Here is a 26,493-nt window from a genome sequence, read left to right as displayed (position 1 = left end):
GGTGGCAGTACAGTTATTAGAGAATTGGCTCTTAAAGGAGCAGGAAAAGATTCAAACCAAGTATCGTGAATTGAATCAAGTTTCTGTTCTAGAGCCAGATATTATCTTTATTGGTGATTCGATTGTGGAGTATTACCCTCTGCAAGAGTTGTTTGGGGGTACCAAGACGATTGTTAATCGTGGCATCCGAGGCTACCAGACGAGACTTTTATTAGAGAATTTGGATGCCCATCTTTATGGTGATGCTGTGGATCAAATTGTTCTCCTAATTGGGACAAATGATATTGGAAAAGATATTTCCATGAATGAAGCTTTGGATAATCTTGAGAACGTGATCCAATCGATTGCTCGAGAATTTCCGCTGTCACAGATAAAGCTCTTTTCCATTCTGCCAGTCAATGAGGGAGAGAAATACAAGCAGACTGTTTATATCCGAACCAATGAAAAGATTAGAGAATGGAATCAAGCCTATGAGGCTCTAGCATCCGCCTATATGCAGGTAGATTTTGTACCAATTTATGATAGTTTGATAGATACAGAAGGACAACTCCAATCAGCCTATACAACGGATGGCCTTCATCTAAGTATAGCGGGTTATCAAGCCTTATCAGAAGCCTTAAAAGGAGTTCTTTTCTAAAGAAACTGCTTGATTTTGCATTTTTTTTGAAGATAGGTTATAATAGTTCTAACATCCTGGGGTCGTTACGGATTCGACAGGCATTATGAGGCATATTTTGCAACTCGTGTGGCGACGTAAACGCTCAGTTAAATATAACTGCAAAAAATAACACTTCTTACGCTCTAGCTGCCTAAAAACCAGCAGGCGTGACCTGATTTGGATTGCTCGTGTTCAATGACAGGTCTTATGATTAGCGAGATACGATCAAGCCTTGTCTAGTGGTTTGATAAGAGATTAATAGACTCGCAGTTCCTAGGCTTGAGTTATGTGTCGAGGGACTGTTAAAACAATACATAACCTATGGTTGTAGACAAATATGTTAGCAGGTGTTTGGACGTGGGTTCGACTCCCACCGGCTCCATTATGAACAGGGATACAGTAGATTTTTTCCAAATTGTATCCTTCGATGTATCCTATTACTTTAGTGTGTTAGTGGAGAATTACTCAAGAGGCTGAAGAGGACGGTTTGCTAAATCGTTAGGTCGGGTAACTGGCGCGGGGGTTCGAATCCCCCATTCTCCGTTAGATAAACCCAGTGTTTTTCTAAACAACTATCCTTGGAGGTAGTCTCCAAGAGTAAATTTTCATAATGAGGTGAAACATGAAAAAGATCAAGTTACTAAGCATCTTAGCACTTTCAACAGTTGTCTTGGGTGCATGTTCGGTATTTTCTAATCAGTCATCTGAAGCTTCTTCTGATAACAAGGAGAATACGGAACAAGTTGAGAAAAAAGATGAAGCAGCAGAAGTTAAAGAAAAAGTTACAAAAGATGCTGAAATTCTCTTAGACTCAGTTCTCACTAGCGACTCTAGTCGATTTAAGAAGATTTATGGCGAAACCTATGAAAAATGGACTGAAGCCATATTTGCAGTTCAAACAAGTGAAAAAATCAAAGAAGAAGGTCTTTCACCTGCGTCTACCTACTCAGTACAATGGCACAAAGATTTCCCTGTAGAAACACCAGAAGAAACCATTTCAGGTTTCTTGAAGATGAAACGCAAGTTAATCCAGGATATCGGTTCTTATACTGTTAAGGATGTGAAGGTTGATGAATCTGGCAATACTGCAACTGTAACTTTTAACTCTAAAAAATTGCATTCTAAAGGTTTGACTTCATCAGTCAGAGAAGTTCTAACGATTCTCATTGGGGGTATTGATAACCTAGGTAAGTACAATCAAGCTGGATCAAATGTTGATATCAAGCGTTACCAAACTTTGGTAACATATTGGATTTACGAACACCTCTTTAGAAAAGATTTTGCTACCTACAGTGATGTAGATGCTGAAGCTGCTCTTACACCTCTTACTACTGGAGATTTTGATACAGAAATCAAACTAACCAAGGATAAGGATGGAAATTGGCTTATTTCTCAAGAAGATTATCGTACTTTATCAACTGAGTTAATGGATACTACTGAGGGATATGATAAGATTGATCGTAAGAACTCTACAAAATCTAAGAGCAAATCTACAGACAAGTCTTCTGATAAATCTTCAGACAAATCCACTGATAAATCAACAGACAAATCTTCAGATAAAAAAGATAAAAGTAGTATCTAATCACAAGATTTAGAAGAAAAACAAGTAGTCTTAATAAACTACTTGTTTTTTTATGAATTAGGATACAAAAATGTGGTGTGATAGTTAGAGTAACTCAGCTTTTCATTTCTAGATATTGTTCTTAGAACGATAAAAAAACTGCATTAAGGTGCAGTTTTTCTTTATTCTACGGAAGACATGGGATTCGAACCCACGCACGCTGTTACACGCCTACCGCGTTTCCAACACGGCCTCTTAAGCCTCTTGAGTAATCTTCCAATACTTACTCAAATAGTCTACCATAAAGCCACTTATCTTGCAATAAAAATTTTGGAAATAAGAAAAATGATAGAATTTGAAAGAAAATGATAAAAAATGCTTGACTTTGGTAGAGAATGTGCTAGAATGAATAGTGTAAACGATAACAGGAGGTGGTTTGGTGTTAAAAACTGAGCGGAAGCAACTGATTTTAGAAGAGTTAAATCAACATCATGTAGTTTCCCTAGAAAAATTAGTTAGTCTATTAGAAACATCAGAATCGACAGTACGAAGAGATTTGGATGAGTTGGAGGCAGAAAACAAACTTCGCCGTGTGCATGGTGGAGCAGAATTGCCCCACTCCTTGCAGGAAGAAGAAACCATCCAAGAAAAATCTGTCAAAAACCTTCAAGAGAAGAAGCTACTGGCTCAGAAAGCAGCCTCTCTTATCAAGGAAAAAGATGTTATCTTTATCGATGCTGGAACGACAACTGCTTTTTTAATCAAGGAATTGGTTAATAAGAATATCACAGTTGTGACCAACTCCATTCACCATGCGGTTCAGTTGGTTGAAAAACAGATTCCAACAGTCATGGTTGGAGGAAGTGTCAAGATGGCAACAGATGCATGTATCGGTGGTGTTGCTCTTAACCAAATCAATCAATTGCACTTTGACCGTGCCTTTATCGGGATGAATGGTGTGGACGATGGTTATTATACGACTCCCGATATGGAGGAGGGAGCTGTGAAACGTGCCATTTTGGAGAATGCCAAACAAACCTATGTCTTGGTGGATTCGTCAAAGATTGGTCAAACTTGCTTTGCCAAGGTCGCACCACTTAAACGCGCTATTGTCATCACAAGTCAAGGGCATGAGCTCTTGCAGGCTATTAAGAAGAAAACGGAGGTAATAGAAGTATGATTTATACAGTCACACTTAATCCATCTATAGACTATATCGTGCGCTTGGAGCAAGTTCAAGTCGGCAGTGTCAATCGTATGGACAGTGATGATAAGTATGCTGGTGGGAAAGGAATCAATGTTAGCCGTGTTTTGAAGCGCTTGGATATTCCTAATACAGCGACTGGATTTATCGGAGGTTTTACTGGTAAATTTATCACAGATACCCTTTCAGAGGAAGAAATCGAGACTCGTTTTGTCCAAGTAGCAGAAGATACTCGCATCAATGTCAAGATTAAAGCAGACCAAGAAACAGAAATCAACGGGACTGGTCCAAATGTGGAACTGGCTCAGCTAGAAGAATTGAAAGCTATTTTATCTAGTCTGACAGCAGAAGATACGGTTGTGTTTGCAGGTTCAAGTGCTAAGAATCTAGGTAATGTCATCTACAAAGATTTGATTGCCTTGACACGCCAGACTGGTGCGCAAGTGGTTTGTGACTTTGAAGGACAGACCTTGATTGATAGTTTGGACTACCAGCCACTTTTGGTTAAACCAAACAATCACGAGCTTGGAGCTATCTTTGGAGTGAAACTCGAAAGTTTAGATGCAATCGAGAACTATGCTCGTCAGTTACTGGCCAAAGGAGCTCAAAACGTCATTATCTCTATGGCGGGTGACGGTGCACTCCTTGTCACATCTGAAGGAGCTTACTTCGCTAAACCAATCAAGGGAACAGTCAAAAATTCAGTGGGAGCTGGTGACTCTATGGTCGCTGGATTCACCGGTGAGTTTGTCAAATCTAAAGACGCAGTAGAGGCCTTCAAATGGGGAGTAGCTTGTGGAACAGCAACGACCTTCTCGGATGACTTGGCAACAGCGGACTTTATTAAAGAAACATATGAAAAAGTTGAGGTAGAAAAACGATGAAAATTCAAGACCTATTGAGAAAAGGTGTCATGTTGCTGGATTTGCAAGCAACTGAAAAAACAGCTGTCATTGAAGAGATGATTAAAAGTTTGGTGGATCACGGTTATGTGACAGATTTTGAAACCTTTAAAGAAGGAATCTTAGCGCGTGAAGCTCTTACTTCCACTGGATTGGGGGATGGAATCGCTATGCCTCACAGCAAAAACTCTGCTGTCAAAGAAGCAACGGTTCTCTTTGCTAAGTCAAACAAGGGTGTTGACTACGAAAGCTTGGATGGGCAACCAACAGACCTCTTCTTCATGATTGCTGCTCCAGAAGGTGCCAATGATACTCACTTAGCAGCCTTGGCAGAATTATCTCAATACTTGATGAAAGATGGTTTCGCTGACAAACTTCGTCAAGTAACATCTGCAGATCAAGTTATCGAACTCTTTGACCAAGCTTCAGAAAAAGCTGAGGAACCTGTTCAAGCACCTGCCAATGACTCTGGCGACTTTATCGTAGCTGTTACAGCTTGTACGACAGGTATTGCCCACACTTACATGGCCCAAGAAGCCCTTCAAAAAGTGGCTGCTGAAATGGGAGTTGGGATCAAGGTTGAAACAAACGGAGCTAGTGGTGTTGGGAACCAACTAACTGCAGAAGACATTCGCAAGGCCAAAGCTGTTATCATCGCTGCTGACAAGGCTGTTGAGATGGATCGTTTCGATGGAAAACCTTTGGTTAACCGTCCAGTTGCAGACGGTATCCGTAAGACGGAAGAATTGATCAACTTGGCTCTTTCAGGAGATGCTGAAGTTTATCGTGCTACTAATGGAGCAAAAGCCGCAACAGCAAGCAATGAAAAACAAAGTCTTGGTGGTGCCTTCTACAAACACTTGATGAGTGGTGTATCTCAAATGTTGCCATTCGTTATCGGTGGTGGTATCATGATTGCCCTTGCTTTCTTGATTGATGGTGCTATGGGTGTGCCACAAGATAGTCTTGGCAATCTCGGATCCTACCATGAACTAGCTTCTATGTTCATGAAAATTGGTGGAGCAGCCTTTGGCTTGATGCTTCCAGTTTTTGCAGGATACGTAGCCTACTCTATCGCTGAAAAACCAGGTTTAGTAGCTGGTTTCGTGGCTGGTGCTATTGCTAAAGAAGGTTTTGCCTTTGGTAAAATTTCTTATGCCGCAGGTGGTGAAGCAACTTCAACTCTTGCAGGTGTCTCATCCGGTTTCCTAGGTGCCCTTGTTAGTGGATTTATCGCAGGTGCTTTAGTTCTTGCTATCAAGAAATACGTTAAAGTTCCTCGTTCACTTGAAGGTGCTAAATCAATCCTTCTCTTGCCACTTCTTGGAACAATCTTAACAGGATTTGTCATGCTAGCTGTTAACATCCCGATGGCAGCAATCAACACTGCGATGAATGACTTCCTAGGCGGTCTTGGAGGCGGTTCAGCTGTCCTTCTTGGTATCGTTCTTGGTGGAATGATGGCTATTGATATGGGTGGTCCAGTTAATAAAGCGGCCTATGTCTTTGGTACAGGTACGCTTGCAGCAACTGTTTCTTCAGGTGGTTCTGTAGCCATGGCAGCAGTTATGGCTGGAGGAATGGTGCCACCACTTGCTATCTTTGTCGCAACCCTTCTTTTCAAAGATAAATTCACTAAGGAAGAACGCAACTCTGGTTTGACAAACATCATCATGGGCTTGTCATTTATCACTGAGGGAGCAATTCCTTTTGGTGCAGCAGACCCAGCTCGTGCGATTCCAAGCTTTATCCTTGGTTCAGCAGTAGCAGGTGGACTCGTTGGTCTTGCAGGAATCAAACTCATGGCGCCACACGGAGGAATCTTCGTCATCGCTCTTACTTCAAATGCCCTTCTCTACCTTGCCTTTGTCTTGGTTGGTGCAATCGTAAGTGGTGTGGTTTATGGTTACCTACGCAAACCACAAGCATAAAATGGATTAGAATAGAAAGATTGTTACCATTTGGTGCAATCTTTTTCTCTATTCGAAATGGCTGTGAAATATGTTATAATAGAAGAATGGCAAACAAGAATACTACAAAAACAAGACGGAGACCGTCTAAAGCAGAACTCGAAAGAAAACAGGCTATTCAGAGGATGTTGATTTCCTTAGGGATTGCCTTATTGTTGATTATTGCAGCCCTCAAGCTTGGTGCGGCGGGTATTACCCTTTATAATCTCATTCGACTGTTGGTTGGAAGTTTGGCCTATGTGGCTATAGGTGCCCTCCTTATCTATCTCTTTCTATTTAAATGGATACGTAAGCAAGAAGGACTTCTGTCAGGATTTCTCTGTATCTTCGCTGGCTTACTCTTAATTTTTGAGGCCTATCTTGTCTGGAAATTTGGCTTGGAGCAGGCAGTTCTAAAAGGAACCTTGGCTCAAGTTATGACGGACCTGACTGGTATGCGGGTGACTAGCTTCGCTGGTGGAGGCTTGCTTGGTGTCGGACTTTATATCCCCATAGCCTTTCTTTTCTCCAATATCGGATCGTACTTTATTGGGGTTCTCTTGATTTTAGTTGGGATTCTCCTGATTAGTCCTTGGTCTATTTATGATGTTGCAGCCTTTATTGGAGCGCAGTTCAGATCATTCATGGAAAAACAGGAACAGAGAAAACAGGAACGTTTCATCAAGAGAGAAGAAGAAAAGGCACGTCAAGAAGCTGAAGAAGCAGCAAGAATTCAGAGAGAACAAGAAGAACAGGATGCATTACCGCTTCCTCCTGTAGATCCTGAAACGGGAGAAATCTTATCAGAAGTACCAGACTACGATTTCCCCCCAATTCCTGAGGAAGAGTGGATCGAACCGGAGATTATCCTCCCTCAAACTGATTTTGACGTTCCAGATGTGGAAGAAGACTTTGAGGATGAAGAGGTGCAGGTTGATTTTTCTGCCAAAGAAGCCCTTGAATACAAACTGCCAAGCTTGCAACTCTTTGCGCCAGATAAACCCAAAGATCAATCCAAGGAAAAGAAGATTGTTCGAGAAAATATCAAAATCCTAGAAGAAACCTTTGCTAGCTTTGGTATCAAGGTAACGGTGGAACGGGCTGAAATCGGTCCATCTGTTACCAAGTATGAAGTCAAGCCAGCCGTTGGTGTTCGAGTGAACCGCATTTCTAACTTAGCAGATGACCTAGCTCTAGCTCTAGCAGCTAAGGATGTTCGGATTGAGGCTCCAATACCTGGTAAATCCTTAGTCGGAATCGAAGTGCCTAACTCTGAGATTGCAACCGTCTCCTTCCGTGAACTCTGGGAACAGTCTCAGACTAAACCAGAAAATCTCCTCGAAATTCCTCTAGGTAAGGCTGTCAATGGAACGGCTCGAACCTTTGATCTTTCCAAGATGCCCCACCTACTTGTTGCAGGTTCGACGGGATCAGGGAAATCAGTTGCAGTTAACGGTATTATCGCTAGCATTCTGATGAAAGCAAGACCAGACCAGGTCAAGTTTATGATGGTGGATCCAAAGATGGTTGAGCTATCGGTTTATAATGACATTCCTCATCTCTTGATCCCAGTTGTGACCAATCCACGCAAGGCCAGCAAGGCTTTGCAAAAGGTCGTGGATGAGATGGAAAATCGTTATGAACTCTTTGCTAAGGTTGGTGTGCGAAATATCGCTGGCTACAATGCCAAGGTCGAGGAATTCAATAGCCAATCTGAGTACAAACAAGTGCCGCTTCCTTTGATTGTTGTCATTGTGGATGAGTTGGCAGACCTCATGATGGTGGCTAGCAAGGAAGTGGAAGATGCCATCATTCGTCTTGGACAGAAGGCGCGTGCTGCAGGGATTCACATGATTCTCGCAACGCAACGTCCATCGGTTGATGTTATCTCTGGTCTCATTAAAGCCAATGTCCCATCTCGTGTGGCTTTTGCAGTTTCATCAGGTACAGATTCACGAACTATCTTGGATGAGAATGGAGCAGAAAAACTGCTTGGTCGAGGAGATATGCTCTTTAAACCAATTGATGAAAATCACCCAGTCCGTCTACAAGGATCCTTTATCTCAGATGATGATGTTGAACGTATCGTAAACTTCATCAAGGCTCAGGCGGATGCGGACTACGATGAAAGCTTTGACCCAGGAGATGTTCCTGAAAATGAAGGAGATATCTCTGACGGAGAAGCTGGCGGCGATCCGCTTTTTGAAGAAGCCAAGGCTTTGGTTATCGAAACCCAGAAAGCTAGCGCTTCGATGATTCAGCGTCGTTTGTCAGTTGGATTTAATCGTGCGACTCGCCTTATGGAAGAACTCGAAATGGCAGGTGTTATCGGTCCAGCTGAAGGAACCAAACCACGAAAAGTATTGCAACAATAAAAAAATAGCTTCTTTCCAAGTTTGGAAAGAAGTTATTTTTTTGATTACTGGTTCGTTTTAGTTTCAGAACTCGTCGTATTTGACTGTGTTCCATTATCGCTTGTTTCTTTATTTGTAGCTGGTGTAGAAGAGTCCTGAGTTGTTGTTCTCTGTTCTTCTTTTTTCTCCTCTTTTTTATTGGATTGAGAAGTTTCTTCTTGCGAGGTATTTTCTTTAGTAGAAGTGTTGTCCTTGTTAGGAGTAGTATTTTCCTGAGGGGATTCCTTTTGAATCTCCTTGACAACAGTTGTTTGGGTTGTCGTCGGTTCTTTTTTGTTGTTTTTGTTATTATCCATGGCGTTCATAATGGTGATAGTAGCGGTGATGAGGCCAAGGATACTGCCGATGGTAGCAATCGTTTTTTGAAAGACAGTAAATCCCTTTTTGATGTGTTCTGTTTTTGGTTTTGAAGTTCTACGATAGTTAGACATGATACTCTCCTTTAATTATGATTTATTATACCTCATTTCTTTAAAAAAATCTTAAAAAAAGAGAAACCTCCCTTTCTTGTCGCAGGTCTCTTTTCGTGATACAATAGAAGGAGTGATTTTAGAAAGCGTGAGAAAACATGATCTACTTTGATAATTCGGCAACGACCAAGCCTTATCCGGAAGCCCTTGAGACCTACATGCAGGTCGCTTCAAAAATTGTAGGAAATCCGTCTAGTCTCCATCGTTTGGGAGATCAGGCAACACGAATTTTAGATGCTTCCCGGCAGCAAATTGCAGATTTGATTGGGAAGAAAAGTGATGAAATCTTCTTTACTTCTGGTGGTACAGAAGGAGATAACTGGGTCATCAAGGGTGTGGCCTTTGAAAAAGCCCAGTTTGGCAAGCACATCATTGTATCAGCCATTGAACATCCAGCAGTCAAAGAGTCAGCCCTCTGGCTGAAAAGTCAAGGTTTTGAGATAGATTTTGCTCCAGTTGATGAGAAAGGGTTTGTGGATGTTGAGGCGTTAGCAGGTTTGATACGTCCTGATACGACCCTCGTCTCCGTCATGGCTGTGAACAATGAAATTGGCTCTATTCAACCTATTCAAGCTATTTCAGAACTGTTAGCAGACAAGCCGACTATTTCCTTCCACGTTGATGCGGTTCAGGCGCTTGCCAAGATTCCGACCGAAAAGTATCTGACAGAACGAGTGGATTTCGCGACCTTCTCTAGTCACAAGTTCCACGGAGTTCGTGGTGTTGGTTTTGTCTATATCAAGTCTGGCAAGAAGATTACGCCTCTTTTAACAGGTGGTGCCCAAGAACGTGATTATCGTTCGACAACTGAAAATGTGGCAGGGATTGCAGCGACAGCCAAAGCTCTCCGTTTATCTATGGAAAAGTTAGCTATCTTTGCTAGTAAGACAGGGCAAATGAAGGCAGTCATTCGTCAAGCCCTTCTGGATTATCCAGATATTTTTGTCTTTTCAGATGAGGCAGACTTTGCCCCTCATATCCTGACTTTTGGGATTAAAGGTGTTCGTGGTGAAGTCATTGTTCACGCTTTTGAAGACTATGACATTTTCATTTCGACAACCTCTGCTTGTTCGTCCAAGGCAGGAAAACCTGCAGGTACCTTGATTGCCATGGGAGTGGACAAGGATAAGGCCCAGTCAACAGTACGCCTCAGCTTAGACCTAGAAAATGATATGAGTCAGGTCGAGCAGTTCTTGACCAAGCTAAAATTAATTTACAATCAAACTAGAAAAGTAAGATAGGAGCATTCATGCAGTATTCAGAAATTATGATTCGCTACGGGGAGCTTTCAACAAAAGGTAAAAACCGTATGCGTTTCATCAATAAACTTCGTAATAATATTTCGGACATATTGTCTATTTATCCACAAGTTAAGGTAACCGCAGATCGCGACCGTGCCCACGCTTACCTGAATGGGGCCGACTACACAGCAGTGGCAGAATCACTCAAACAAGTCTTCGGGATTCAGAATTTTTCTCCAGTATATAAGGTTGAAAAAACTGTAGAAGTTCTGAAGTCTTCTGTTCAAGAAATTATGAATGACATCTATAAAGAAGGCATGACCTTTAAGATTTCTAGTAAGCGTAGCGATCACAACTTTGAACTCGACAGTCGTGAACTCAACCAAACACTTGGTGGAGCAGTATTCGAAGCTATTCCAAATGTCCAAGCTCAAATGAAAAATCCGGATATCAATCTTCAGGTGGAGATTCGTGAGGAAGCGGCTTATCTTTCTTATGAAACTATTCGTGGAGCAGGTGGCTTGCCTGTGGGAACTTCTGGTAAGGGGATGCTCATGTTATCAGGGGGTATTGACTCGCCTGTAGCAGGTTATCTAGCCCTTAAACGTGGAGTAGATATTGAGGCGGTTCACTTTGCCAGCCCGCCATATACTAGTCCTGGTGCCCTCAAGAAAGCACACGATTTGACTCGAAAATTGACCAAGTTTGGTGGGAATATCCAGTTTATCGAGGTGCCTTTCACAGAGATTCAAGAAGAAATCAAGGCTAAAGCGCCAGAAGCCTACCTCATGACCTTGACCCGTCGTTTTATGATGCGGCTTACCGACCGTATCCGTGAAGTGCGAAATGGTTTAGTTATCATTAATGGGGAAAGTCTTGGTCAAGTAGCGAGCCAAACTCTTGAAAGTATGCAGGCTATTAATGCTGTGACCAACACTCCCATCATCCGCCCTGTGGTTACGATGGACAAGTTGGAAATCATTGACATTGCCCAGGCAATCGATACCTTTGACATTTCTATCCAACCCTTTGAAGACTGCTGTACTATTTTTGCGCCTGACCGTCCCAAGACCAATCCTAAGATTAAGAATGCAGAGCAGTATGAAAAACGCATGGATGTTGAAGGCTTAGTTGAGCGAGCAGTGGCTGGTATCATGATTACTGAGATTACACCTCAAGCAAAAAAAGATGAAGTTGATAACTTGATTGACAATCTCCTCTAATCAGAAAATCCAGAAGAATTTAGAAAAACAAATGAAAAAAGTTAGTTATTTATCCTTAAAATGGACAATTGCTGACTTTTTTTCTATTTTTATGGTATAATGAGATAAAATTTTGAATATAGAGAGTTTTCTGACAATGAATCATTCCTACTTTTACTTAAAAATGAAAGAACACAAACTCAAGGTTCCTTATACAGGAAAGGAGCGTCGTGTGCGTGTTCTTCTGCCTAAAGACTACGAGAAAGACACAGATCGTTTTTACCCTGTTGTTTACTTTCATGATGGGCAAAATGTCTTTTACAGCAAGGAGTCCTATATCGGACACTCTTGGAAGATTATTCCAGCCATTAAGCGGAACCCTGACATCAGTCGCATGATTGTTGTAGCCATCGACAATGATGGTTTGGGGCGGATGCATGAGTATGCGGCTTGGAAATTCCAAGAATCCCCTATTCCAGGCCAGCAGTTTGGCGGTAAGGGTGTGGAGTATGCCGAGTTTGTCATGGAGGTGGTCAAGCCTTTTATTGATGAGACCTACCGTACTAAAGCTGATCGGCAGCATACGGCTATGATTGGCTCTTCACTAGGAGGCAATATTACCCAGTTTATCGGACTAGAATACCAAGACCGAATTGGTTGTCTAGGTGTCTTCTCATCTGCTAACTGGCTTCACCAAGAAGCCTTTAACCGCTATATCGAGCGCAAGAAATTGTCGCCTGAACAGCGCATTTTTATCTATGTTGGAACGGAAGAAGCAGATGATACGGACAAGACTCTGATGGCTGGCAATATCAAGCAAGCCTATATCGACTCATCGCTTCGCTATTATCATGATTTGATTGCAGGTGGAATACACTTGGATAATCTTGTTTTGAAAGTTCAGTCTGGTGCTATCCATAGTGAGATTCCATGGTCGGAAAATTTACCAGACTGTCTTCGATTTTTTGCTGAGAAATGGTAAGTTAGGAAAGGAGAAAGCCAATGCATATTGAAAACCTCAGCCACTGGAGTGGTCACCTCAACCGTGAAATGTACCTCAACCGTTATGGACACGCTGGGATTCCAGTTGTGGTTTTTGCTTCATCTGGTGGCAGTCACAATGAATACTATGATTTTGGCATGATTGATGCCTGCGCTTCCTTTATCGAGGAGGGGCGTGTCCAGTTCTTTACCCTATCCAGTGTGGACAGCGAGAGCTGGTTGGCTACTTGGAAAAATGGTCATGACCAAGTAGAGATGCACCGTGCCTACGAACGCTATGTGATTGAGGAGGCCATTCCTTTTATCAAGCACAAGACAGGTTGGTTTGATGGCATGATGACAACAGGTTGCTCGATGGGGGCTTACCATGCACTCAATTTCTTCCTCCAGCATCCAGATGTCTTTACCAAGGTGATTGCCCTCAGTGGTGTTTATGACGCACGTTTCTTTGTCGGTGATTACTACAATGATGATGCTATTTACCAAAACTCGCCAGTAGATTATATCTGGAATCAAAACGACGGCTGGTTTATCGATCGTTACCGTCAGGCAGAAATCGTCGTTTGCACGGGTCTCGGTGCCTGGGAACAAGATGGTCTGCCATCTTTCTACAAGCTCAAAGAAGCCTTTGACCAGAAACAAATTCCAGCCTGGTTTGCTGAATGGGGGCACGATGTCGCCCACGACTGGGAATGGTGGCGTAAACAAATGCCCTATTTTCTTGGACACCTGTATCTATAAAAGGAGTTGCCTATGAATTACCTTGTTATTTCTCCCTACTATCCGCAAAACTTTCAACAGTTTACCATCGAGCTAGCTAATAAAGGCATCACAGTCTTGGGAATTGGTCAGGAGCCCTACGAACAACTAGATGAACCTTTGCGAAATAGCCTAACTGAGTATTTCCGTGTGGACAATCTTGAGAACATAGACGAAGTCAAGCGTGCAGTAGCTTTTCTTTTCTACAAGCATGGACCAATCGACCGCATCGAGTCCCACAATGAATACTGGCTTGAGCTGGACGCAACACTCAGAGAACAATTCAATGTCTTTGGTGCCAAACCAGGGGATCTCAAAAAGACCAAGTTTAAGTCTGAGATGAAGAAACTTTTCAAAAAAGCAGGCGTCCCTGTGGTACCTGGTGCTGTTATCCAGACGGAAGCAGATGTGGATAAAGCTGTGAAAGAAATCGGTCTACCAATGATTGCCAAACCTGACAATGGAGTGGGAGCGGCAGCAACCTTTAAGCTTGAGACAGAAGACGATGTAAATCACTTTAAGGCTGAATGGGACCATTCAACCGTGTATTTCTTTGAGAAATTTGTCACTTCTAGCGAGATCTGTACTTTTGACGGACTTGTGGACAAGGATGGCAACATCGTCTTTTCAACGACTTTCGACTACGCCCATACACCACTTGATCTGATGATTTATAAGATGGACAATTCCTACTATGTGCTCAAGGATATGGATCCCAAACTGCGCAAGTATGGCGAGGCCATTGTCAAAGAATTTGGAATGAGAGAACGCTTTTTCCATATCGAGTTTTTCCGTGACGGGGATGACTACATTGCCATTGAGTACAATAACCGTCCTGCAGGTGGCTTTACCATTGATGTTTATAACTTTGCTCATTCCTTGGACCTCTACCGAGGTTATGCGGCGATTGTTGCAGGAGAAGAGTTCCCAGCATCAGAGTTTGAACCTCAATACTGTCTAGCTACATCACGTCGTGCAAATGCCAACTATGTCTATTCAGAAGAAGACCTTCTTGCTAAATACAGCCAGCAATTCAAGATCAAAAAAATCATGCCAGCAGCCTTTGCAGAGCTACAAGGGGATTACCTTTATATGTTGACCACTCCAAGTCGCCAAGAGATGGAGCAGATGATTGTAGACTTTGGTCAACGTCAAGAATAACGATTAGGATGAAAGGAGTTTGACTCCTTTTGTCCTTTTCTTAAAGATAAGTTAAATAAAGCGTTTTCTATAGATTCTTTTAGAAAAGATATTGCTAAAAGGCTTAAAAATTGATAGAATAAGGATTGTCTAAAAAAATTTAAGGAGAATCTATCAAATGGATTTTACATGGGCTATTAAATATGCCACAGAATTCTTGGGAACTGCTATTTTGATCATTCTTGGTAATGGTGCAGTTGCTAACGTTGAACTTAAAGGTACGAAAGGTCACCAAAGTGGCTGGCTCGTTATCGCGGTTGGTTATGGTATGGGGGTTATGATCCCAGCCTTGATGTTTGGTAATGTATCTGGTAACCACATCAACCCAGCTTTCACTCTTGGACTTGCTGTTAGTGGACTTTTCTCTTGGGAGCAAGTACCATATTACATCCTAGCACAAGTTTTGGGAGCAATCTTTGGTCAAGCTTTGGTTGTAGCGACTCACCGTCCTTACTACTTGAAAACAGAAAATCCAAACAATATCTTGGGTACCTTCTCAACGATTTCAAGCATCGACCACGGTACAAAAGAATCACGTTTTGCAGCTACTGTTAACGGTTTCCTCAATGAGTTTGTAGGTTCATTTGTTCTTTTCTTTGCAGCACTTGGTTTGACTAAAAACTTCTTTGGTGCTGAGGTTCTTCAATACATGAAACAAATGGCTACTCAAGCTGGACAAACTGTTGATTTAAGTGAATTGGCAGTGAAAGCTCAAGTAGCTCCACATACAGCTGCTGGTCTCTCAGTTGCACACTTGGCACTTGGTTTCCTAGTAATGGCCTTGGTAACTTCACTTGGTGGACCTACTGGACCTGGTTTGAACCCAGCTCGTGACTTTGGACCACGTCTTCTTCACGAACTCCTTCCAAAATCAGTTCTTGGTCAACACAAGGGTGATTCAAAATGGTGGTATGCATGGGTTCCAGTTGTAGCTCCAATTGCAGCGGGTATTGCAGCAGTAGCACTATTCAAACTACTTTACCTATAAGAAATGAAACTGGGGAATCCCAGTTTTTTTGTTATAAAATTTCTAAATAAAATAGATATGGCTTGTAAAATATTCGAAAATCCTTTAAAATAAAAGAGTTGGAGGAATTTATGAATGTGAATGAGATTGTTCGGATCGTTCCGACTTTGAAAGTTAATAATCGAAAATTAAATGAAAGATTTTACATTGAAACCCTGGGGATGAAACCTTTGCTGGAAGAGTCTGCCTTTCTTTCCCTAGGCGACCAGACAGCTACGGAGAGATTGATTTTAGAAGAGGCTCCAAGCATGCGAACACGCAGGGTTGAAGGACTTAAGAAGCTAGCTAGACTCTTGATAAAGGTTGAAAAACCTTCTGAAATCGAGGCCCTTCTTTCTCAGATGAAGTCTCTTCCTCGCTTATTTAAAGGAAATCGAGGGTATGCTTTTGAGATTGCTTCTCCTGAAGAGGATGTGATCCTTGTTCATGCAGAAAATGATATAAGAGATTTGGTTCCACTGGAAACTGTTCCTGAATTTTATTCAAATACAAGTATAAAATACTTGAGCCAATTTGAGGTTTCGATGGAGTTGCGTTTACCTGAAGGGACCGAGAGTTTACTTGATCCTGAAGGAGTAGCGCCAGCAATCACCTTTACTAAAGGGCAAGGACCAGATTTGGCTGTTGAAAACAATGTCACTTGGGACTTGACGATGTTGAAATTTTTAGTCAAGAATTTTGATCTAACCAGTCTTCGTCAGAAATTTGAAAAGACAGGCTACTTTGTCCCTAAGTCTGAAAAATTCTTCCTTGGTAAAGATACCAATAACATTGAATTGTGGTTTGAAGAAGCATGAAGTTGGAAAAAATTCTAAGAAAAATAGAAAATCAAATCGAGGCAGGGATTTATCCCGGGGCCTCTTTTGCGTATTATAAGGATGGTGAATGGAAAGAGTCTTATCTAGGATTGAGTGATCCAGAACGGGGCTTGAAGACCGAGAGTGGTTTGGTTTATGATCTGGCTAGTGTGAGTAAGGTCGTGGGAGTGGGGACGGTTCTTATCTTCTTGTGGCAGCAGGGCAAATTAGATATTGATCGACCGGTAACGGATTTTTTACCGGAGTGTGATTATCCCGATATCACTATACGACAACTTCTGACCCATGCTACAGACCTGGACCCCTTTATTCCTAATCGGGACAAGTTAAGTGCAGAGGAATTGAGAAAAGCCATGTTTCACCTCAACAGACGAAGTCAGCCGGCCTTCCTATACTCGGACGTTCACTTTTTACTCTTGGGCTTTCTTTTGGAAAAAATCTTTAACCAAGATTTGGATCAGATTATAGAAGAACAAGTTTTGGATCCATGGAAGATGGGAGAAACCCGATTTGGACCAGTTACCAGTGCTGTTCCAACTGTTCGTGGACAGAAAGCAGGAGTCGTTCATGATCCTAAGGCTCGTGTGCTTGGAAAGCACGCTGGAAGTGCAGGTTTATTTTCTACAGTGGCTGATTTGAAACTCTTTTTGGAGCACTATTTAAAAGATTCATTTGCAGAAGAGTTAACACAGAATTTTTCAGACTTAGATGATAGGGAACGCTCTTTGGCCTGGAATTTGGAAGGTGATTGGTTGGATCATACGGGTTATACGGGAACTTTTATCATGTGGAATCGTAATAAACAAGAAGCTATTATCTTTCTATCCAATCGGACTTATGAGAGGGATGAACGTGCTCAGTGGATAGTCGATCGAAACCAAGTCATGGAAATGATTCGCCAAGAAGAGTAGGGGGAAGCATGTCAAAGACCGTAAAAGGAACTCTATTTACAGTAGTTGCAGGGATTGCTTGGGGTTTGTCTGGAACCAGTGGCCAATACCTGATGGCACACGGGATTTCCGCTCTAGTCTTGACCAATCTGCGGCTCATTATTGCTGGATTGGCTCTGGTATTTTTAACTTATGCGACCGCAAAGGATAAACTCCTTGCTTTTTTAAAAGACAAAAAAAGCCTTTTCTCTCTCTTGTTATTTGCCTTATTTGGACTTTTCTTAAACCAGTTTGCCTATCTTTCTGCTATTCAGGAAACCAATGCTGGCACGGCGACGGTTCTCCAGTATGTATGCCCCGTTGGGATTTTGGTTTATACCTGTATGAAAGATAAGGTAGCTCCAACACTGACTGAGATTATTTCGATTGGATTGGCTATAGGAGGAACTTTTCTGATTGCGACGCATGGGAAAGTCGACCAGTTGTCGGTCACACCTGCTGGTCTTTTCTGGGGACTCTTTTCTGCCTTGACCTATGCCCTCTATATTATCCTTCCTATCGCTTTGATTAAGAAGTGGCGCAGTATTTTGGTGATTGGTGTTGGGATGGTTATTTCTGGTGTAGTGGCTATTCCCTTCACAGGAGTTTTGCAAGCCAGCATACCAACCAGCTTAGATTTTCTCTTTGCATTTGCTGGGATTATCATCATCGGAACGGTCTTTGCCTATACAGCTTTCCTAAAGGGAACTAGTCTGATAGGCCCTGTTAAGTCTAGTTTATTGGCTTCCATAGAGCCAATTTCTGCCGTTTTCTTTGCCTTTCTGATTATGAAGGAACAGTTTTATGCGATTGATTTTGTCGGTATGGCTATGATTTTACTAGCCGTAACCATTATTTCATTGAAAGATTTACTGTTGGAAATAAAGAGTAAGTAATTAAAAAATCCACTCAATTGAGTGGATTTTGTTTGTATAGATGATTAGTCTTTATTTTCGTGTGGCAAAATCAAGTTTAAGATGATTCCTGTCATGGCTGATAGAGCAGTACCTGAAAGTGTAACGGGGCCAAGTTTGAGGATAGCCCCACCAAGTCCAAGTACCAACATGGCACTTGCGATGATGAGGTTACGCATTTGACTGAAGTCAACGCGTTCTTTAATCAAAACTTTCAAACCATTGCTGGCGATAACTCCGTAGAGAAGGATGGACATGCCACCAAGCACAGCATTTGGAATGGTTGAAATCAAGGCAGTGAATTTGCCTAGGAAGCTAAGAGCAATGGCGATGAAGGCCGCGTTACGGATAACAGAGACAGAAGCGATACGAGTCATCCCGATAACCCCTGTATTTTCTCCGTAAGTCGTATTAGCTGGTCCACCGAGGAAAGCAGATACAGATGTCGCGATACCGTCACCGAGAAGCGTACGGTGAAGTCCTGGTTCTTTCAGGAATTGACGGCCACAGATTTGGCTTAAAACTGTGTGGTCTCCGATGTGTTCTGAAATGGTTACAATAGCGATTGGCAAGATGGCGATTGTTTCAGGACCGAAGTACAAGTTGTACTCTTTAAAGGCTCCACCTGTACTAAATGGCAAGTAGAAACCAGGGACTTCAAACCAATTGGCTTGAAGGACTGGGGTAAAGTCAACCAAACCAAGCATCATAGCGAAGATGTACCCACCGATGATGGAAAAGAGGAAAGGAATGATACGAAGGAAACCTTTTCCTTTTGTATTGATAAAGGCGGCAATCAAGAATGTAACAACGGCTACAAGGGCGTTTTTCCAGTTTCCGTCTGCTACGAGTCCAGCATTCGTTACAGCAGAACCAGCAAGACCAAGACCGATAACGATGATCATAGGTCCGATAATGATTGGTGGCAAGAGTTTGTCAATCCATTTCGTACCAGCAAAACGAACACTTGCTGCTACAAGGACATAGACTAAACCAGTCAGGATAACCCCAGTTTGAGCGGCAGATACATCGCCCCCCATTTCTTTCATGGCTAGAGACATAGCCGTGATAAAGGCGAATGAAGAACCTAGGTAAACTGGAACCTTAAAGCCAGTAGAAATCATGTAGATAAGTGTTCCAATACCGGATGCGAAGAGAGCAACCGATACGGGCATTCCCAAAATTAAGGGAACGAGAATGGTTGCACCAAACATAGCAAACACGTGCTGGAAGCTTAGAAGAATGCCTTTACCAGCAGAAGGACGTTGATCAACGTCTAGTAACAAGTCAACAGTTGATTCCTGTTTCATAAAAACCTCACTTTTGGGCACCAAAAAAGAGCCCATTATTTTGCAGCAATAGGCCCTCAGAGTAAGACTTTTTAAAAAATAGCTATCTTTTAAAAATTTATATAAATCTGCGCCTTCGTCACCTCACAGGATGACATTAAAAACCTTTGCTTGTGATAGTATAGCAGAAAAAAATGATTTTGTAAATCATTTTTTCCCGAGCCCGGAAATGCGAGAGCGAGGTTCGTTTTGTAAACGAATTTTTCCCGATCCTAGAAATAATAAAGCGAGGCTGATTTTGTAAATTGTTTTCTGAACTTTAAACAAGGGTGCACTATTGTTTAAAGTGGGCGTTTGTTGGGCATGCCAGCCTTTCTTGGGTACTTGTTAGGTGTTTCCTTTTTCTTTGCGACGACAGTGATGTAGCGCGGATCTCCATTTGGTAGGGCGTAGCTGAGATTGTCTTCGACCTTGCTGAAGAGGAGGTTGAGGGCATTCTTGGCTTCTAGCAATTCCTCAGGAGCATTGCTGGCCTTGAGTGCCAATAGTTTGCCACCGACTTTAAGATAGGGAATGGTCAGCTCAGACAAAACCTGCATACGGGCAACCGCACGAGCCGTCACCACATCAAACTGGGCACGGAAGTTCTTGTCTTGGGCAAAGTCTTCTGCCCGTCCATGGTAGAAGTGAACACCGTCCAAATCCAGCTCCTGAGCCAATAGTTGGAGGAAGTTGATGCGCTTATTTAGCGAATCAATGATGGTTACATCTAACTGAGGATAGAGGATTTTTATAGGAAGGCTGGGAAATCCTGCCCCTGCTCCGATATCAAGAAGTTTGATAGTTTCATTTGAAATCAAGCCTTGTAGGATGGGTGCAATCGAATCATAAAAGTGTTTAAGGTAAACTTCTTCTTTGTCTGTAATAGCAGTCAGGTTAATCTTTTCATTCCACTCGACCAAGAGCTCAAAATAGCGTTCAAATTGGTTCTTTTGCTGGTCAGAAAGTGGAAGATTTTGCTCAGCTAGTAGGCTGTAAAATGTTTCTGGTTTCATAGTAGTTTCCTTCTCTAGTATCATCTTATTTTACCATATTCGTTAAAATTTTGATATACTGGTAGTAATCTAAAAGCAGAAAGGAATAAGATTATGACTTGGATTATTCTTGGAGTTTTGGCTCTGATTGTTATTTTTGTGATTGTTAGCTATAACGGTTTGGTTAAAAATCGTATGCAGACCAAGGAGGCTTGGAGCCAGATCGATGTTCAGTTGAAGCGTCGTAATGATCTCCTCCCAAACTTGATTGAAACAGTCAAAGGCTATGCGAAATATGAAGGTTCTACCTTGGAAAAAGTAACAGAACTTCGTAGACAAGTAGCCGCAGCAACTTCACCGGCAGAAGCTATGAAGGCCAGTGATGCCCTTACCCGCCAGATTTCTGGTATCTTTGCAGTAGCAGAGAATTACCCAGACTTGAAAGCTAGTGCTAACTTTATCAAATTGCAAGAAGAGTTGACCAATACAGAAAATAAAATTTCTTACTCTCGCCAACTCTACAACAGTGTTGTCAGCAACTACAATGTAAAACTTGAAAGTTTCCCAAGCAACATCATCGCAGGACTATTTGGCTTTAAAGCTGCAGACTTCCTTCAAACACCTGAAGAGGAAAAGGCAGTTCCTAAAGTTGACTTTAGCGGTTTAGGTGACTAAGATGTTGTTTGATCAAATTGCGAGCAATAAACGAAAAACTTGGATTTTATTGCTGGTTTTCTTCCTACTCTTGACCTTGGTTGGTTATGCGGTTGGTTATCTCTTCATGCGCTCAGGTCTTGGTGGCATGATTATTGCCTTGATTATTGGTCTTATCTACGCTCTGACCATGATCTTTCAATCGACAGAGATTGTTATGTCTATGAATGGGGCGCGTGAGGTTGATGAGCAAACAGCACCAGACCTCTACCATGTAGTAGAAGATATGGCCATGGTCGCTCAGATTCCCATGCCGCGTGTTTTCATCATTGAGGATTCTTCTTTAAATGCCTTTGCGACAGGTTCGAATCCGCAGAATGCAGCTGTCGCAGCCACTTCGGGTCTTCTGGCTATCATGAATCGTGAGGAGCTAGAAGCTGTTATGGGGCATGAAGTCAGTCATATCCGAAACTACGATATCCGCATTTCGACCATTGCTGTTGCCCTTGCAAGTGCCATTACCCTTCTGTCTAGTATGGCAGGACGGATGATGTGGTGGGGAGGCGCTGATCGCAGACGGAGTGATAATGATCGCGATGGAAATGGTTTGGAGATTATCATGCTTGCTATCTCTCTCTTAGCCATTGTTCTAGCACCTCTCGTAGCAACCTTGGTGCAACTTGCCATTTCCCGTCAGAGGGAATTTCTAGCGGATGCATCCAGTGTGGAGCTGACTCGTAATCCTCAAGGGATGATCAATGCCTTGCGTAAGTTGGAGGATAGCGAGCCGATGCATCACCATGTTGACGATGCCAGCAGCGCTCTTTATATCAATGATCCCAAGAAAGGTGGGGGACTTCAAAAACTCTTTTATACCCACCCACCTATCTCAGAACGAATCGAACGCTTGAAACAGATGTAAGAAAATCCAGAGGCTATCTCTGGATTTTTGCTATGTTCAACATTTATAAATCTTGTAAAGCGACGACTTCCAAACCATTTTCTGTCAAACGATAGATACTCGTACAGACCTCTTTTAAGAAACGTCGATCATGCGAAACAGTGATCAGACCGCCGGGATAGGAGGCAAAGAGTTTTCTGATTTCAGGTTGGGAAGTGGGAGAAAAGTTTCGTGTGGGCTCATCTAGAAGTAGAAAGTTTGGTTTGCGCAGGACTAATTCCAACAGAAGGAGTTTGCCTTGTTGACCACCAGATAAGGAACGGATTTGATGGTGCATCTCTGGATAGCTAAAATTGAGACTGGCTAGGTGAGATTGGATTTTCTGTAGTTCCTCTTTTTGTCCAGTTTGGCTGAGGTAGGCTACTGGAGATAAATCCAATTGCAGTTTTTTATGGTAATCTTGTGGCATAAAACCAAGCGATATTTCTCTTTTGGTGCTGAGCTGTTGTTGCAACTTGACTAACAGAGTTGATTTTCCAACACCATTTGGCCCGATGATACCGATTTTATCTTGGCCACGGACCGTTAGTTGTAACTCCTGAACTAAAATGCACTCGTCAATGGACAAACTATCCTTCTCCAGTTGGACTAAGACTTTAGAAGCCGGTAATGGTTGGATGTCTGAAAAGAAAAGTTGGATTTGTTCCTCTTCAAGTGGCATTTGGGTCATGGACTGAGCTGCCTTTTCGTAGCGTTTTTCTTGAGAGAGAACATTTTTCATCTTTTTAGCCAATAGGCGACCAGCAGTACTGTCTTTGGTAGCTCGAAGTACAGTTTCTACATTTTGTTTGACTCGGCGATGCTTTTCCATGGTTTTATCATAGGCTCTCTGGTCGTTAGCAGCTTGCTGACTTTGTCTGGCAAAATTAGCCTTTCTCTGCTCACTGTAGCGATCATAGTCTAAATGCTCGACTAGCGTTTCCGCTTCTTTTCGGTGCTTGACCAGTCGCAAGTGGACAATAGTATCAGCCGTATGAGAAAGAAAGTCTTCATCATGGGAAATGAAAATAACAGTTTGCCTAATCTTTCGAATCTGCCTTTTTAGCCAATCAACCGTCTCAAGGTCAAGGTCATTTGAAGGTTCATCTAAAAATAGAATCTCAAAAGGTTTGGCTAACTCGTGAATGAGCTGAATTTTCAAAGCTTCGCCCCCTGATAGACTGCCAATTTCTTGGTCGCTAGCAAAACGGTCGCTGTCAAAGTGCAATTCCTCCGCCAAACGATAAAGAATACTGTAGTCTAAATCAGCAGAATCCAAAAAGAAGTAGTCATGTAGAGTCCTATTTTTCAGGAACTCGGGGAGTTTTTGAGGAATGTAGGCCAGTGATTGAAGGTCAGACTGGATGTCGCCCTTGATAGTAAAATCAGGTAATGCTTCCCCCATTAAAGCTCGTAGTAAAGTCGATTTGCCGTTTCCTTCTTCACCAATAATAGCAACCTTTTCCCCGTCTTGGATAGTCGTGGTTAGGTCAGATACAAGATCTCGTAGATCTTTGTTTTGCGTGATAGTTAGATGGTTGATTTTTATCATATTGTTGCCCTTTCTAGAATGTCGATAGTGCATAACAAAAAGCTCTACTTTATCTAGTAGAGCCCAAAGTCACTGTCCAAAACTCTATTATCCTCGTTGAAAAACTCGTCAAACTAGCTTGGAGCTGCCTAACCCAACCCAAGAGGAGCATAGCTTTCTAGTTTTTCGATTTTCAATGAGGACAAGATACTAGAAAATCTAGTACAAAAAGAGCATGCAAAAAGAGACAAAAAACAAGATCTACTAAATAAAGTTCTTTATTTGATAGACTTAGTTTTTCATGTCTCCCTTACCTCCGAGTATTAGTACCTCTATCCTATACCTTTAAGGATATTTTGTCAATAGTAAATTCAAAATTTTAAACTCTAAAATCCAAAAACAGGTCCATAAAAAGTTAGTACGTGTTTGACGTGCTCGTAATGGAACTTGTCATAGTTTCGCCAAGCGGTGCGTGCTGGATCGTTTAGTTTTAGGCTCCCTAATCCAATCAGAAGACTGGTGCGTTGGTAAAATTTCTCAAGGTCGATTAAGATACTATTGTCAAGCTTTTCCGCTTTTTTAAGTTCTTTGAGAGTGCTGTTCAGCAGTTCTTGTAGACGGAAATCATCGGCTGTACCTTGTTTGCAACTTTGGTAGCTTTTATTTAACTCGGAAAGGAGTTGGTAAGCTTCAGTGATGAGTGCTTTGTCTTCCATATGAGCATCCTCCTTGCTCTGATGTATTCTTGCCTATAGTATAGCACTAATAGGAAAGTTTGTCATAGTAAATATGTTAAAAAATGAGATTTTAATATCAAAGTTTGGGAGGCTGACTTATAGCCTTTTCATGGTATAATCAAGTGAGTACATCTTTATGGAGGAAATATGAAGTTAAACATTCAAGAAATTCGTAAGCAACCTGAAGGCCTGCATTTTGAACAAGCTTTAGACCTTGTCGCAGACTTGCGTAAACGGAATCAAGAAATTTTAGATGTCAAAGATATCCTTGCAGTGGGGAAGGTGCAGTACGAAGACCGTCTATATTTCTTAGACTATCAGCTATCTTATACCATTGTTCTTGCTTCCAGTCGTAGTATGGAACCAGTTGAGTTGGCTGAGTCTTATCCAGTCACAGAAGTTTTCATGGAAGGAGCGACCAACCAACTGGACCAGGAAGTTCTTGATGATGACTTGGTCTTGCCTATCGAAAATGGGGAAATAGACCTTGCTGAGAGCGTAGCAGATAATATTCTGCTCAATATCCCAATCAAGGTCTTGACGGCAGAAGAAGAGGCGGGCCAAGGTTTTGTGTCAGGAAATGACTGGCAAATCATGACTGAAGATGAATACCAAGCCCAACAAGCAGTCAAGAAAGAAGAAAACAGTCCATTTGCTGGCTTGCAAGGACTGTTTGATGGAGACGAGTAGATGGTTTTATCTAAGAAACGTGCCCGTCATGTCATAGAGGAAATTATTGCCCTTTTTCCAGATGCTAAGCCTAGTCTTGATTTTACCAATCACTTTGAACTATTGGTTGCAGTGATGTTGTCAGCCCAGACGACAGATGCTGCAGTCAACAAGGCTACACCAGGTCTCTTTGCTGCTTTTCCAACGCCTCAAGCCATGTCTGTCGCAACTGAAAGTGAAATTGCTTCACACATTTCTCGTCTGGGACTGTATCGAAATAAGGCTAAATTCCTTAAAAAATGTGCCCAACAGTTACTAGATGATTTTGATGGTCAAGTCCCTCAGACACGTGAAGAATTAGAAAGTCTAGCAGGTGTTGGTCGTAAGACAGCCAATGTTGTCATGAGCGTGGGCTTTGGAATTCCAGCTTTTGCAGTGGACACTCATGTGGAGCGTATCTGTAAGCATCACGATATCGTTAAAAAATCAGCTACGCCACTTGAAGTAGAAAAACGTGTCATGGACGTTCTGCCACCAGAAGAATGGTTAGCAGCCCACCAGGCCATGATTTACTTTGGACGAGCTATCTGCCATCCCAAAAATCCAGAATGTGACCACTATCCCCAATTATATGATTTTAGTAATGTTTAAGGGGACTCTGAAAAAGTTTTTGCTTGATTTTAAGGGTGCTTTGTGCTATAGTAAATGATAACTAAATAGTCCTTTAAACCTGTCCCGTGAGGCAGGCAAGGAGCGCGATAAAGTAGAAGGGTGAAGTCTATACTGTTTACAGTAAGGCTCGCTTGGCTATACATTTCAAGTCTCCTTGTAGAAGGAGACTTTTCTTTTTGGAGGTTTGTCATGAAGACAAAAGAAGTTGTAGACGAATTGACTGTCAAACGAGCGATTACGCGAATTACTTATGAGATTATCGAGCGCAATAAAGATTTGAATAAAATTATCCTAGCTGGGATAAAAACGCGTGGTGTTTTCATCGCTCATCGTATCAAAGAACGCTTGGAGCAGTTGGAAAATATCACTGTTCCTGTTGTGGAATTGGACACCAAACCTTTCCGTGATGATGTTAAAAGCGGAGAAGATACTTCTTTGATTTCTGTTGATGTGACAGACCGTGAAGTTATCTTGGTGGATGATGTACTCTATACAGGCCGTACCATCCGCGCCGCTATTGATAACATTGTCGGCCATGGTCGTCCTGCGCGCGTGAGTTTAGCAGTTCTCGTCGATCGTGGACATAGAGAATTGCCTATCCGTCCAGATTACGTTGGGAAAAATATCCCAACCAGTCGTTCTGAAGAAATTATCGTAGAGATGACAGAACTTGATGGCCAAGACAGAGTTCTGATTACTGAAGAAGCTTAGAAAGCT

25 protein-coding genes, 2 tRNA genes and 1 other RNA gene are annotated in these 26,493 nt (G+C 42.1%); 22 read left to right on the top strand and 6 right to left on the bottom strand.

The window, feature by feature from the left end; translation table 11 throughout:
• The first annotated feature begins 1 nt into the window (after position 1).
• The 4 genes from SORDD25_RS03895 to SORDD25_RS03880 all read left to right on the top strand — a co-directional run bounded on the left by SORDD25_RS03895 (position 2) and on the right by SORDD25_RS03880 (position 2,240).
• Positions 2–637 carry an SGNH/GDSL hydrolase family protein gene (locus SORDD25_RS03895; RefSeq protein ID WP_061852705.1) on the top strand — a complete coding sequence of 212 codons (636 nt, stop codon included), beginning with the start codon at positions 2–4 and terminating at the stop codon, positions 635–637.
• Between the two features lie 58 nt (positions 638–695).
• Positions 696–1,043, top strand: a transfer-messenger RNA (tmRNA) gene (gene ssrA, locus SORDD25_RS03890).
• Between the two features lie 70 nt (positions 1,044–1,113).
• Positions 1,114–1,201: transfer RNA gene (locus tag SORDD25_RS03885), tRNA-Ser, on the top strand.
• A gap of 79 nt (positions 1,202–1,280) precedes the next feature.
• Positions 1,281–2,240, top strand: coding sequence for a hypothetical protein (locus tag SORDD25_RS03880; protein WP_061852704.1), 960 nt, complete (start codon positions 1,281–1,283; stop codon positions 2,238–2,240).
• Between the two features lie 169 nt (positions 2,241–2,409).
• On the opposite strand, the gene SORDD25_RS03875 is transcribed toward SORDD25_RS03880, so the two are convergent.
• Positions 2,410–2,497, bottom strand: a tRNA-Ser gene (locus tag SORDD25_RS03875).
• Positions 2,498–2,658: 161 nt separating this feature from the next.
• Here SORDD25_RS03875 and SORDD25_RS03870 point away from each other — a divergent pair.
• The 4 genes from SORDD25_RS03870 (at position 2,659) to SORDD25_RS03855 (ending at position 8,649) form a co-directional block, all read left to right on the top strand.
• Positions 2,659–3,399, top strand: coding sequence for a DeoR/GlpR family DNA-binding transcription regulator (locus tag SORDD25_RS03870; RefSeq protein WP_000920645.1), 741 nt, complete (start codon positions 2,659–2,661; stop codon positions 3,397–3,399).
• The gene (gene pfkB / locus SORDD25_RS03865; protein ID WP_061852703.1) at positions 3,396–4,307 is read left to right on the top strand and encodes a 1-phosphofructokinase; all 912 of its coding nucleotides are present in this window, start codon (positions 3,396–3,398) and stop codon (positions 4,305–4,307) included. Before SORDD25_RS03870 ends, pfkB begins: the two co-directional genes overlap by 4 nt.
• Positions 4,304–6,256, top strand: coding sequence for a PTS fructose transporter subunit IIABC (locus tag SORDD25_RS03860; protein WP_061852702.1), 1,953 nt, complete (start codon positions 4,304–4,306; stop codon positions 6,254–6,256). Before pfkB ends, SORDD25_RS03860 begins: the two co-directional genes overlap by 4 nt.
• Before the next feature lie 86 nt (positions 6,257–6,342).
• On the top strand, positions 6,343–8,649 hold the full coding sequence (locus SORDD25_RS03855) for a DNA translocase FtsK (RefSeq protein WP_081103644.1): 2,307 nt from the start codon (positions 6,343–6,345) through the stop codon (positions 8,647–8,649).
• 44 nt (positions 8,650–8,693) lie between these two features.
• Here the strand turns inward: SORDD25_RS03855 and SORDD25_RS03850 are convergent, their stop codons facing one another.
• Positions 8,694–9,119: a DUF6556 family protein gene (locus tag SORDD25_RS03850; RefSeq protein WP_061852700.1), complete on the bottom strand. Its 426-nt coding sequence runs from the start codon at positions 9,117–9,119 to the stop codon at positions 8,694–8,696.
• A gap of 137 nt (positions 9,120–9,256) precedes the next feature.
• On the opposite strand from SORDD25_RS03850, the gene SORDD25_RS03845 reads away from it, so the two are divergent.
• From SORDD25_RS03845 to SORDD25_RS03805, 9 genes are all read left to right on the top strand, one after another.
• The gene (locus SORDD25_RS03845) at positions 9,257–10,399 is read left to right on the top strand and encodes a cysteine desulfurase family protein (protein ID WP_061852699.1); all 1,143 of its coding nucleotides are present in this window, start codon (positions 9,257–9,259) and stop codon (positions 10,397–10,399) included.
• Between the two features lie 8 nt (positions 10,400–10,407).
• On the top strand, positions 10,408–11,622 hold the full coding sequence (gene thiI, locus SORDD25_RS03840; RefSeq protein ID WP_061852698.1) for a tRNA uracil 4-sulfurtransferase ThiI: 1,215 nt from the start codon (positions 10,408–10,410) through the stop codon (positions 11,620–11,622).
• A 136-nt stretch (positions 11,623–11,758) separates the two neighbouring features.
• The gene (locus SORDD25_RS03835) at positions 11,759–12,583 is read left to right on the top strand and encodes an alpha/beta hydrolase (protein WP_001016809.1); all 825 of its coding nucleotides are present in this window, start codon (positions 11,759–11,761) and stop codon (positions 12,581–12,583) included.
• Positions 12,584–12,603: 20 nt separating this feature from the next.
• The gene (locus SORDD25_RS03830) at positions 12,604–13,344 is read left to right on the top strand and encodes an esterase family protein (RefSeq protein ID WP_061852697.1); all 741 of its coding nucleotides are present in this window, start codon (positions 12,604–12,606) and stop codon (positions 13,342–13,344) included.
• 12 nt (positions 13,345–13,356) lie between these two features.
• Positions 13,357–14,523, top strand: coding sequence for an ATP-grasp domain-containing protein (locus SORDD25_RS03825; protein ID WP_061852696.1), 1,167 nt, complete (start codon positions 13,357–13,359; stop codon positions 14,521–14,523).
• A 157-nt stretch (positions 14,524–14,680) separates the two neighbouring features.
• Positions 14,681–15,550, top strand: coding sequence for an aquaglyceroporin Gla (gene gla / locus SORDD25_RS03820; protein ID WP_061852695.1), 870 nt, complete (start codon positions 14,681–14,683; stop codon positions 15,548–15,550).
• 110 nt (positions 15,551–15,660) lie between these two features.
• Positions 15,661–16,386 carry a CppA N-terminal domain-containing protein gene (locus SORDD25_RS03815; protein WP_061852694.1) on the top strand — a complete coding sequence of 242 codons (726 nt, stop codon included), beginning with the start codon at positions 15,661–15,663 and terminating at the stop codon, positions 16,384–16,386.
• Positions 16,383–17,318 carry a serine hydrolase domain-containing protein gene (locus tag SORDD25_RS03810; protein WP_061852693.1) on the top strand — a complete coding sequence of 312 codons (936 nt, stop codon included), beginning with the start codon at positions 16,383–16,385 and terminating at the stop codon, positions 17,316–17,318. Before SORDD25_RS03815 ends, SORDD25_RS03810 begins: the two co-directional genes overlap by 4 nt.
• 8 nt (positions 17,319–17,326) lie before the next feature.
• Complete coding sequence (locus tag SORDD25_RS03805) at positions 17,327–18,232, top strand: DMT family transporter (protein WP_061852692.1); 906 nt, start codon at positions 17,327–17,329, stop codon at positions 18,230–18,232.
• Between the two features lie 44 nt (positions 18,233–18,276).
• Here SORDD25_RS03805 and SORDD25_RS03800 read toward each other — a convergent pair whose 3' ends face one another.
• Both SORDD25_RS03800 and rsmG read right to left on the bottom strand, forming a co-directional pair.
• Positions 18,277–19,560, bottom strand: coding sequence for a uracil-xanthine permease family protein (locus SORDD25_RS03800; protein WP_061852691.1), 1,284 nt, complete (start codon positions 19,558–19,560; stop codon positions 18,277–18,279).
• 320 nt (positions 19,561–19,880) lie between these two features.
• Positions 19,881–20,594, bottom strand: coding sequence for a 16S rRNA (guanine(527)-N(7))-methyltransferase RsmG (gene rsmG / locus SORDD25_RS03795; protein WP_061852690.1), 714 nt, complete (start codon positions 20,592–20,594; stop codon positions 19,881–19,883).
• 93 nt (positions 20,595–20,687) lie between these two features.
• On the opposite strand from rsmG, the gene SORDD25_RS03790 reads away from it, so the two are divergent.
• The gene (locus tag SORDD25_RS03790) at positions 20,688–21,248 is read left to right on the top strand and encodes a LemA family protein (protein WP_000219838.1); all 561 of its coding nucleotides are present in this window, start codon (positions 20,688–20,690) and stop codon (positions 21,246–21,248) included.
• A 1-nt stretch (position 21,249) separates the two neighbouring features.
• Positions 21,250–22,149, top strand: coding sequence for a zinc metalloprotease HtpX (gene htpX, locus SORDD25_RS03785; protein WP_061852689.1), 900 nt, complete (start codon positions 21,250–21,252; stop codon positions 22,147–22,149).
• A gap of 43 nt (positions 22,150–22,192) precedes the next feature.
• Here the strand turns inward: htpX and SORDD25_RS03780 are convergent, their stop codons facing one another.
• The gene (locus SORDD25_RS03780) at positions 22,193–23,752 is read right to left on the bottom strand and encodes an ATP-binding cassette domain-containing protein (RefSeq protein ID WP_061852688.1); all 1,560 of its coding nucleotides are present in this window, start codon (positions 23,750–23,752) and stop codon (positions 22,193–22,195) included.
• 332 nt (positions 23,753–24,084) lie between these two features.
• A complete protein-coding gene (locus SORDD25_RS03775) occupies positions 24,085–24,414 on the bottom strand; it encodes a hypothetical protein (protein ID WP_061852687.1) in 330 nt (109 codons plus the stop codon).
• 168 nt (positions 24,415–24,582) lie between these two features.
• On the opposite strand from SORDD25_RS03775, the gene SORDD25_RS03770 reads away from it, so the two are divergent.
• The 3 genes from SORDD25_RS03770 to pyrR all read left to right on the top strand — a co-directional run bounded on the left by SORDD25_RS03770 (position 24,583) and on the right by pyrR (position 26,487).
• Complete coding sequence (locus SORDD25_RS03770) at positions 24,583–25,125, top strand: YceD family protein (RefSeq protein ID WP_061852686.1); 543 nt, start codon at positions 24,583–24,585, stop codon at positions 25,123–25,125.
• Positions 25,126–25,755: an endonuclease III gene (gene nth / locus SORDD25_RS03765; RefSeq protein WP_000244437.1), complete on the top strand. Its 630-nt coding sequence runs from the start codon at positions 25,126–25,128 to the stop codon at positions 25,753–25,755.
• A 210-nt stretch (positions 25,756–25,965) separates the two neighbouring features.
• The gene (gene pyrR / locus SORDD25_RS03760) at positions 25,966–26,487 is read left to right on the top strand and encodes a bifunctional pyr operon transcriptional regulator/uracil phosphoribosyltransferase PyrR (protein WP_000850018.1); all 522 of its coding nucleotides are present in this window, start codon (positions 25,966–25,968) and stop codon (positions 26,485–26,487) included.
• Positions 26,488–26,493 lie beyond the last annotated feature (6 nt).

Source organism: Streptococcus oralis (genome assembly GCF_001579525.1).
GTDB lineage: Bacteria > Bacillota > Bacilli > Lactobacillales > Streptococcaceae > Streptococcus > Streptococcus oralis_M.
The sequence above is the reverse complement of the archived record's forward strand: the minus strand, read 5'-3'. Positions and strand labels throughout refer to the sequence as shown.

Bases quoted from the DNA above. Each gene is read 5' to 3' on its own strand.
- SORDD25_RS03860 (WP_061852702.1), top strand. From the start codon at position 4,304: ATGAAAATTCAAGACCTATTGAGAAAAGGTGTCATGTTGCTGGATTTG.
- SORDD25_RS03810 (WP_061852693.1), top strand. From the start codon at position 16,383: ATGAAGTTGGAAAAAATTCTAAGAAAAATAGAAAATCAAATCGAGGCA.
- SORDD25_RS03800 (WP_061852691.1), bottom strand. From the start codon at position 19,560: ATGAAACAGGAATCAACTGTTGACTTGTTACTAGACGTTGATCAACGT.
- SORDD25_RS03855 (WP_081103644.1), top strand. From the start codon at position 6,343: ATGGCAAACAAGAATACTACAAAAACAAGACGGAGACCGTCTAAAGCA.
- SORDD25_RS03830 (WP_061852697.1), top strand. From the start codon at position 12,604: ATGCATATTGAAAACCTCAGCCACTGGAGTGGTCACCTCAACCGTGAA.
- pyrR (WP_000850018.1), top strand. From the start codon at position 25,966: ATGAAGACAAAAGAAGTTGTAGACGAATTGACTGTCAAACGAGCGATT.
- SORDD25_RS03775 (WP_061852687.1), bottom strand. From the start codon at position 24,414: ATGGAAGACAAAGCACTCATCACTGAAGCTTACCAACTCCTTTCCGAG.
- SORDD25_RS03770 (WP_061852686.1), top strand. From the start codon at position 24,583: ATGAAGTTAAACATTCAAGAAATTCGTAAGCAACCTGAAGGCCTGCAT.
- SORDD25_RS03825 (WP_061852696.1), top strand. From the start codon at position 13,357: ATGAATTACCTTGTTATTTCTCCCTACTATCCGCAAAACTTTCAACAG.
- SORDD25_RS03780 (WP_061852688.1), bottom strand. From the start codon at position 23,752: ATGCACTATCGACATTCTAGAAAGGGCAACAATATGATAAAAATCAAC.
- nth (WP_000244437.1), top strand. From the start codon at position 25,126: ATGGTTTTATCTAAGAAACGTGCCCGTCATGTCATAGAGGAAATTATT.
- SORDD25_RS03850 (WP_061852700.1), bottom strand. From the start codon at position 9,119: ATGTCTAACTATCGTAGAACTTCAAAACCAAAAACAGAACACATCAAA.
- rsmG (WP_061852690.1), bottom strand. From the start codon at position 20,594: ATGAAACCAGAAACATTTTACAGCCTACTAGCTGAGCAAAATCTTCCA.
- htpX (WP_061852689.1), top strand. From the start codon at position 21,250: ATGTTGTTTGATCAAATTGCGAGCAATAAACGAAAAACTTGGATTTTA.
- SORDD25_RS03880 (WP_061852704.1), top strand. From the start codon at position 1,281: ATGAAAAAGATCAAGTTACTAAGCATCTTAGCACTTTCAACAGTTGTC.
- SORDD25_RS03790 (WP_000219838.1), top strand. From the start codon at position 20,688: ATGACTTGGATTATTCTTGGAGTTTTGGCTCTGATTGTTATTTTTGTG.
- SORDD25_RS03845 (WP_061852699.1), top strand. From the start codon at position 9,257: ATGATCTACTTTGATAATTCGGCAACGACCAAGCCTTATCCGGAAGCC.
- thiI (WP_061852698.1), top strand. From the start codon at position 10,408: ATGCAGTATTCAGAAATTATGATTCGCTACGGGGAGCTTTCAACAAAA.
- gla (WP_061852695.1), top strand. From the start codon at position 14,681: ATGGATTTTACATGGGCTATTAAATATGCCACAGAATTCTTGGGAACT.
- SORDD25_RS03835 (WP_001016809.1), top strand. From the start codon at position 11,759: ATGAATCATTCCTACTTTTACTTAAAAATGAAAGAACACAAACTCAAG.
- SORDD25_RS03815 (WP_061852694.1), top strand. From the start codon at position 15,661: ATGAATGTGAATGAGATTGTTCGGATCGTTCCGACTTTGAAAGTTAAT.
- pfkB (WP_061852703.1), top strand. From the start codon at position 3,396: ATGATTTATACAGTCACACTTAATCCATCTATAGACTATATCGTGCGC.
- SORDD25_RS03805 (WP_061852692.1), top strand. From the start codon at position 17,327: ATGTCAAAGACCGTAAAAGGAACTCTATTTACAGTAGTTGCAGGGATT.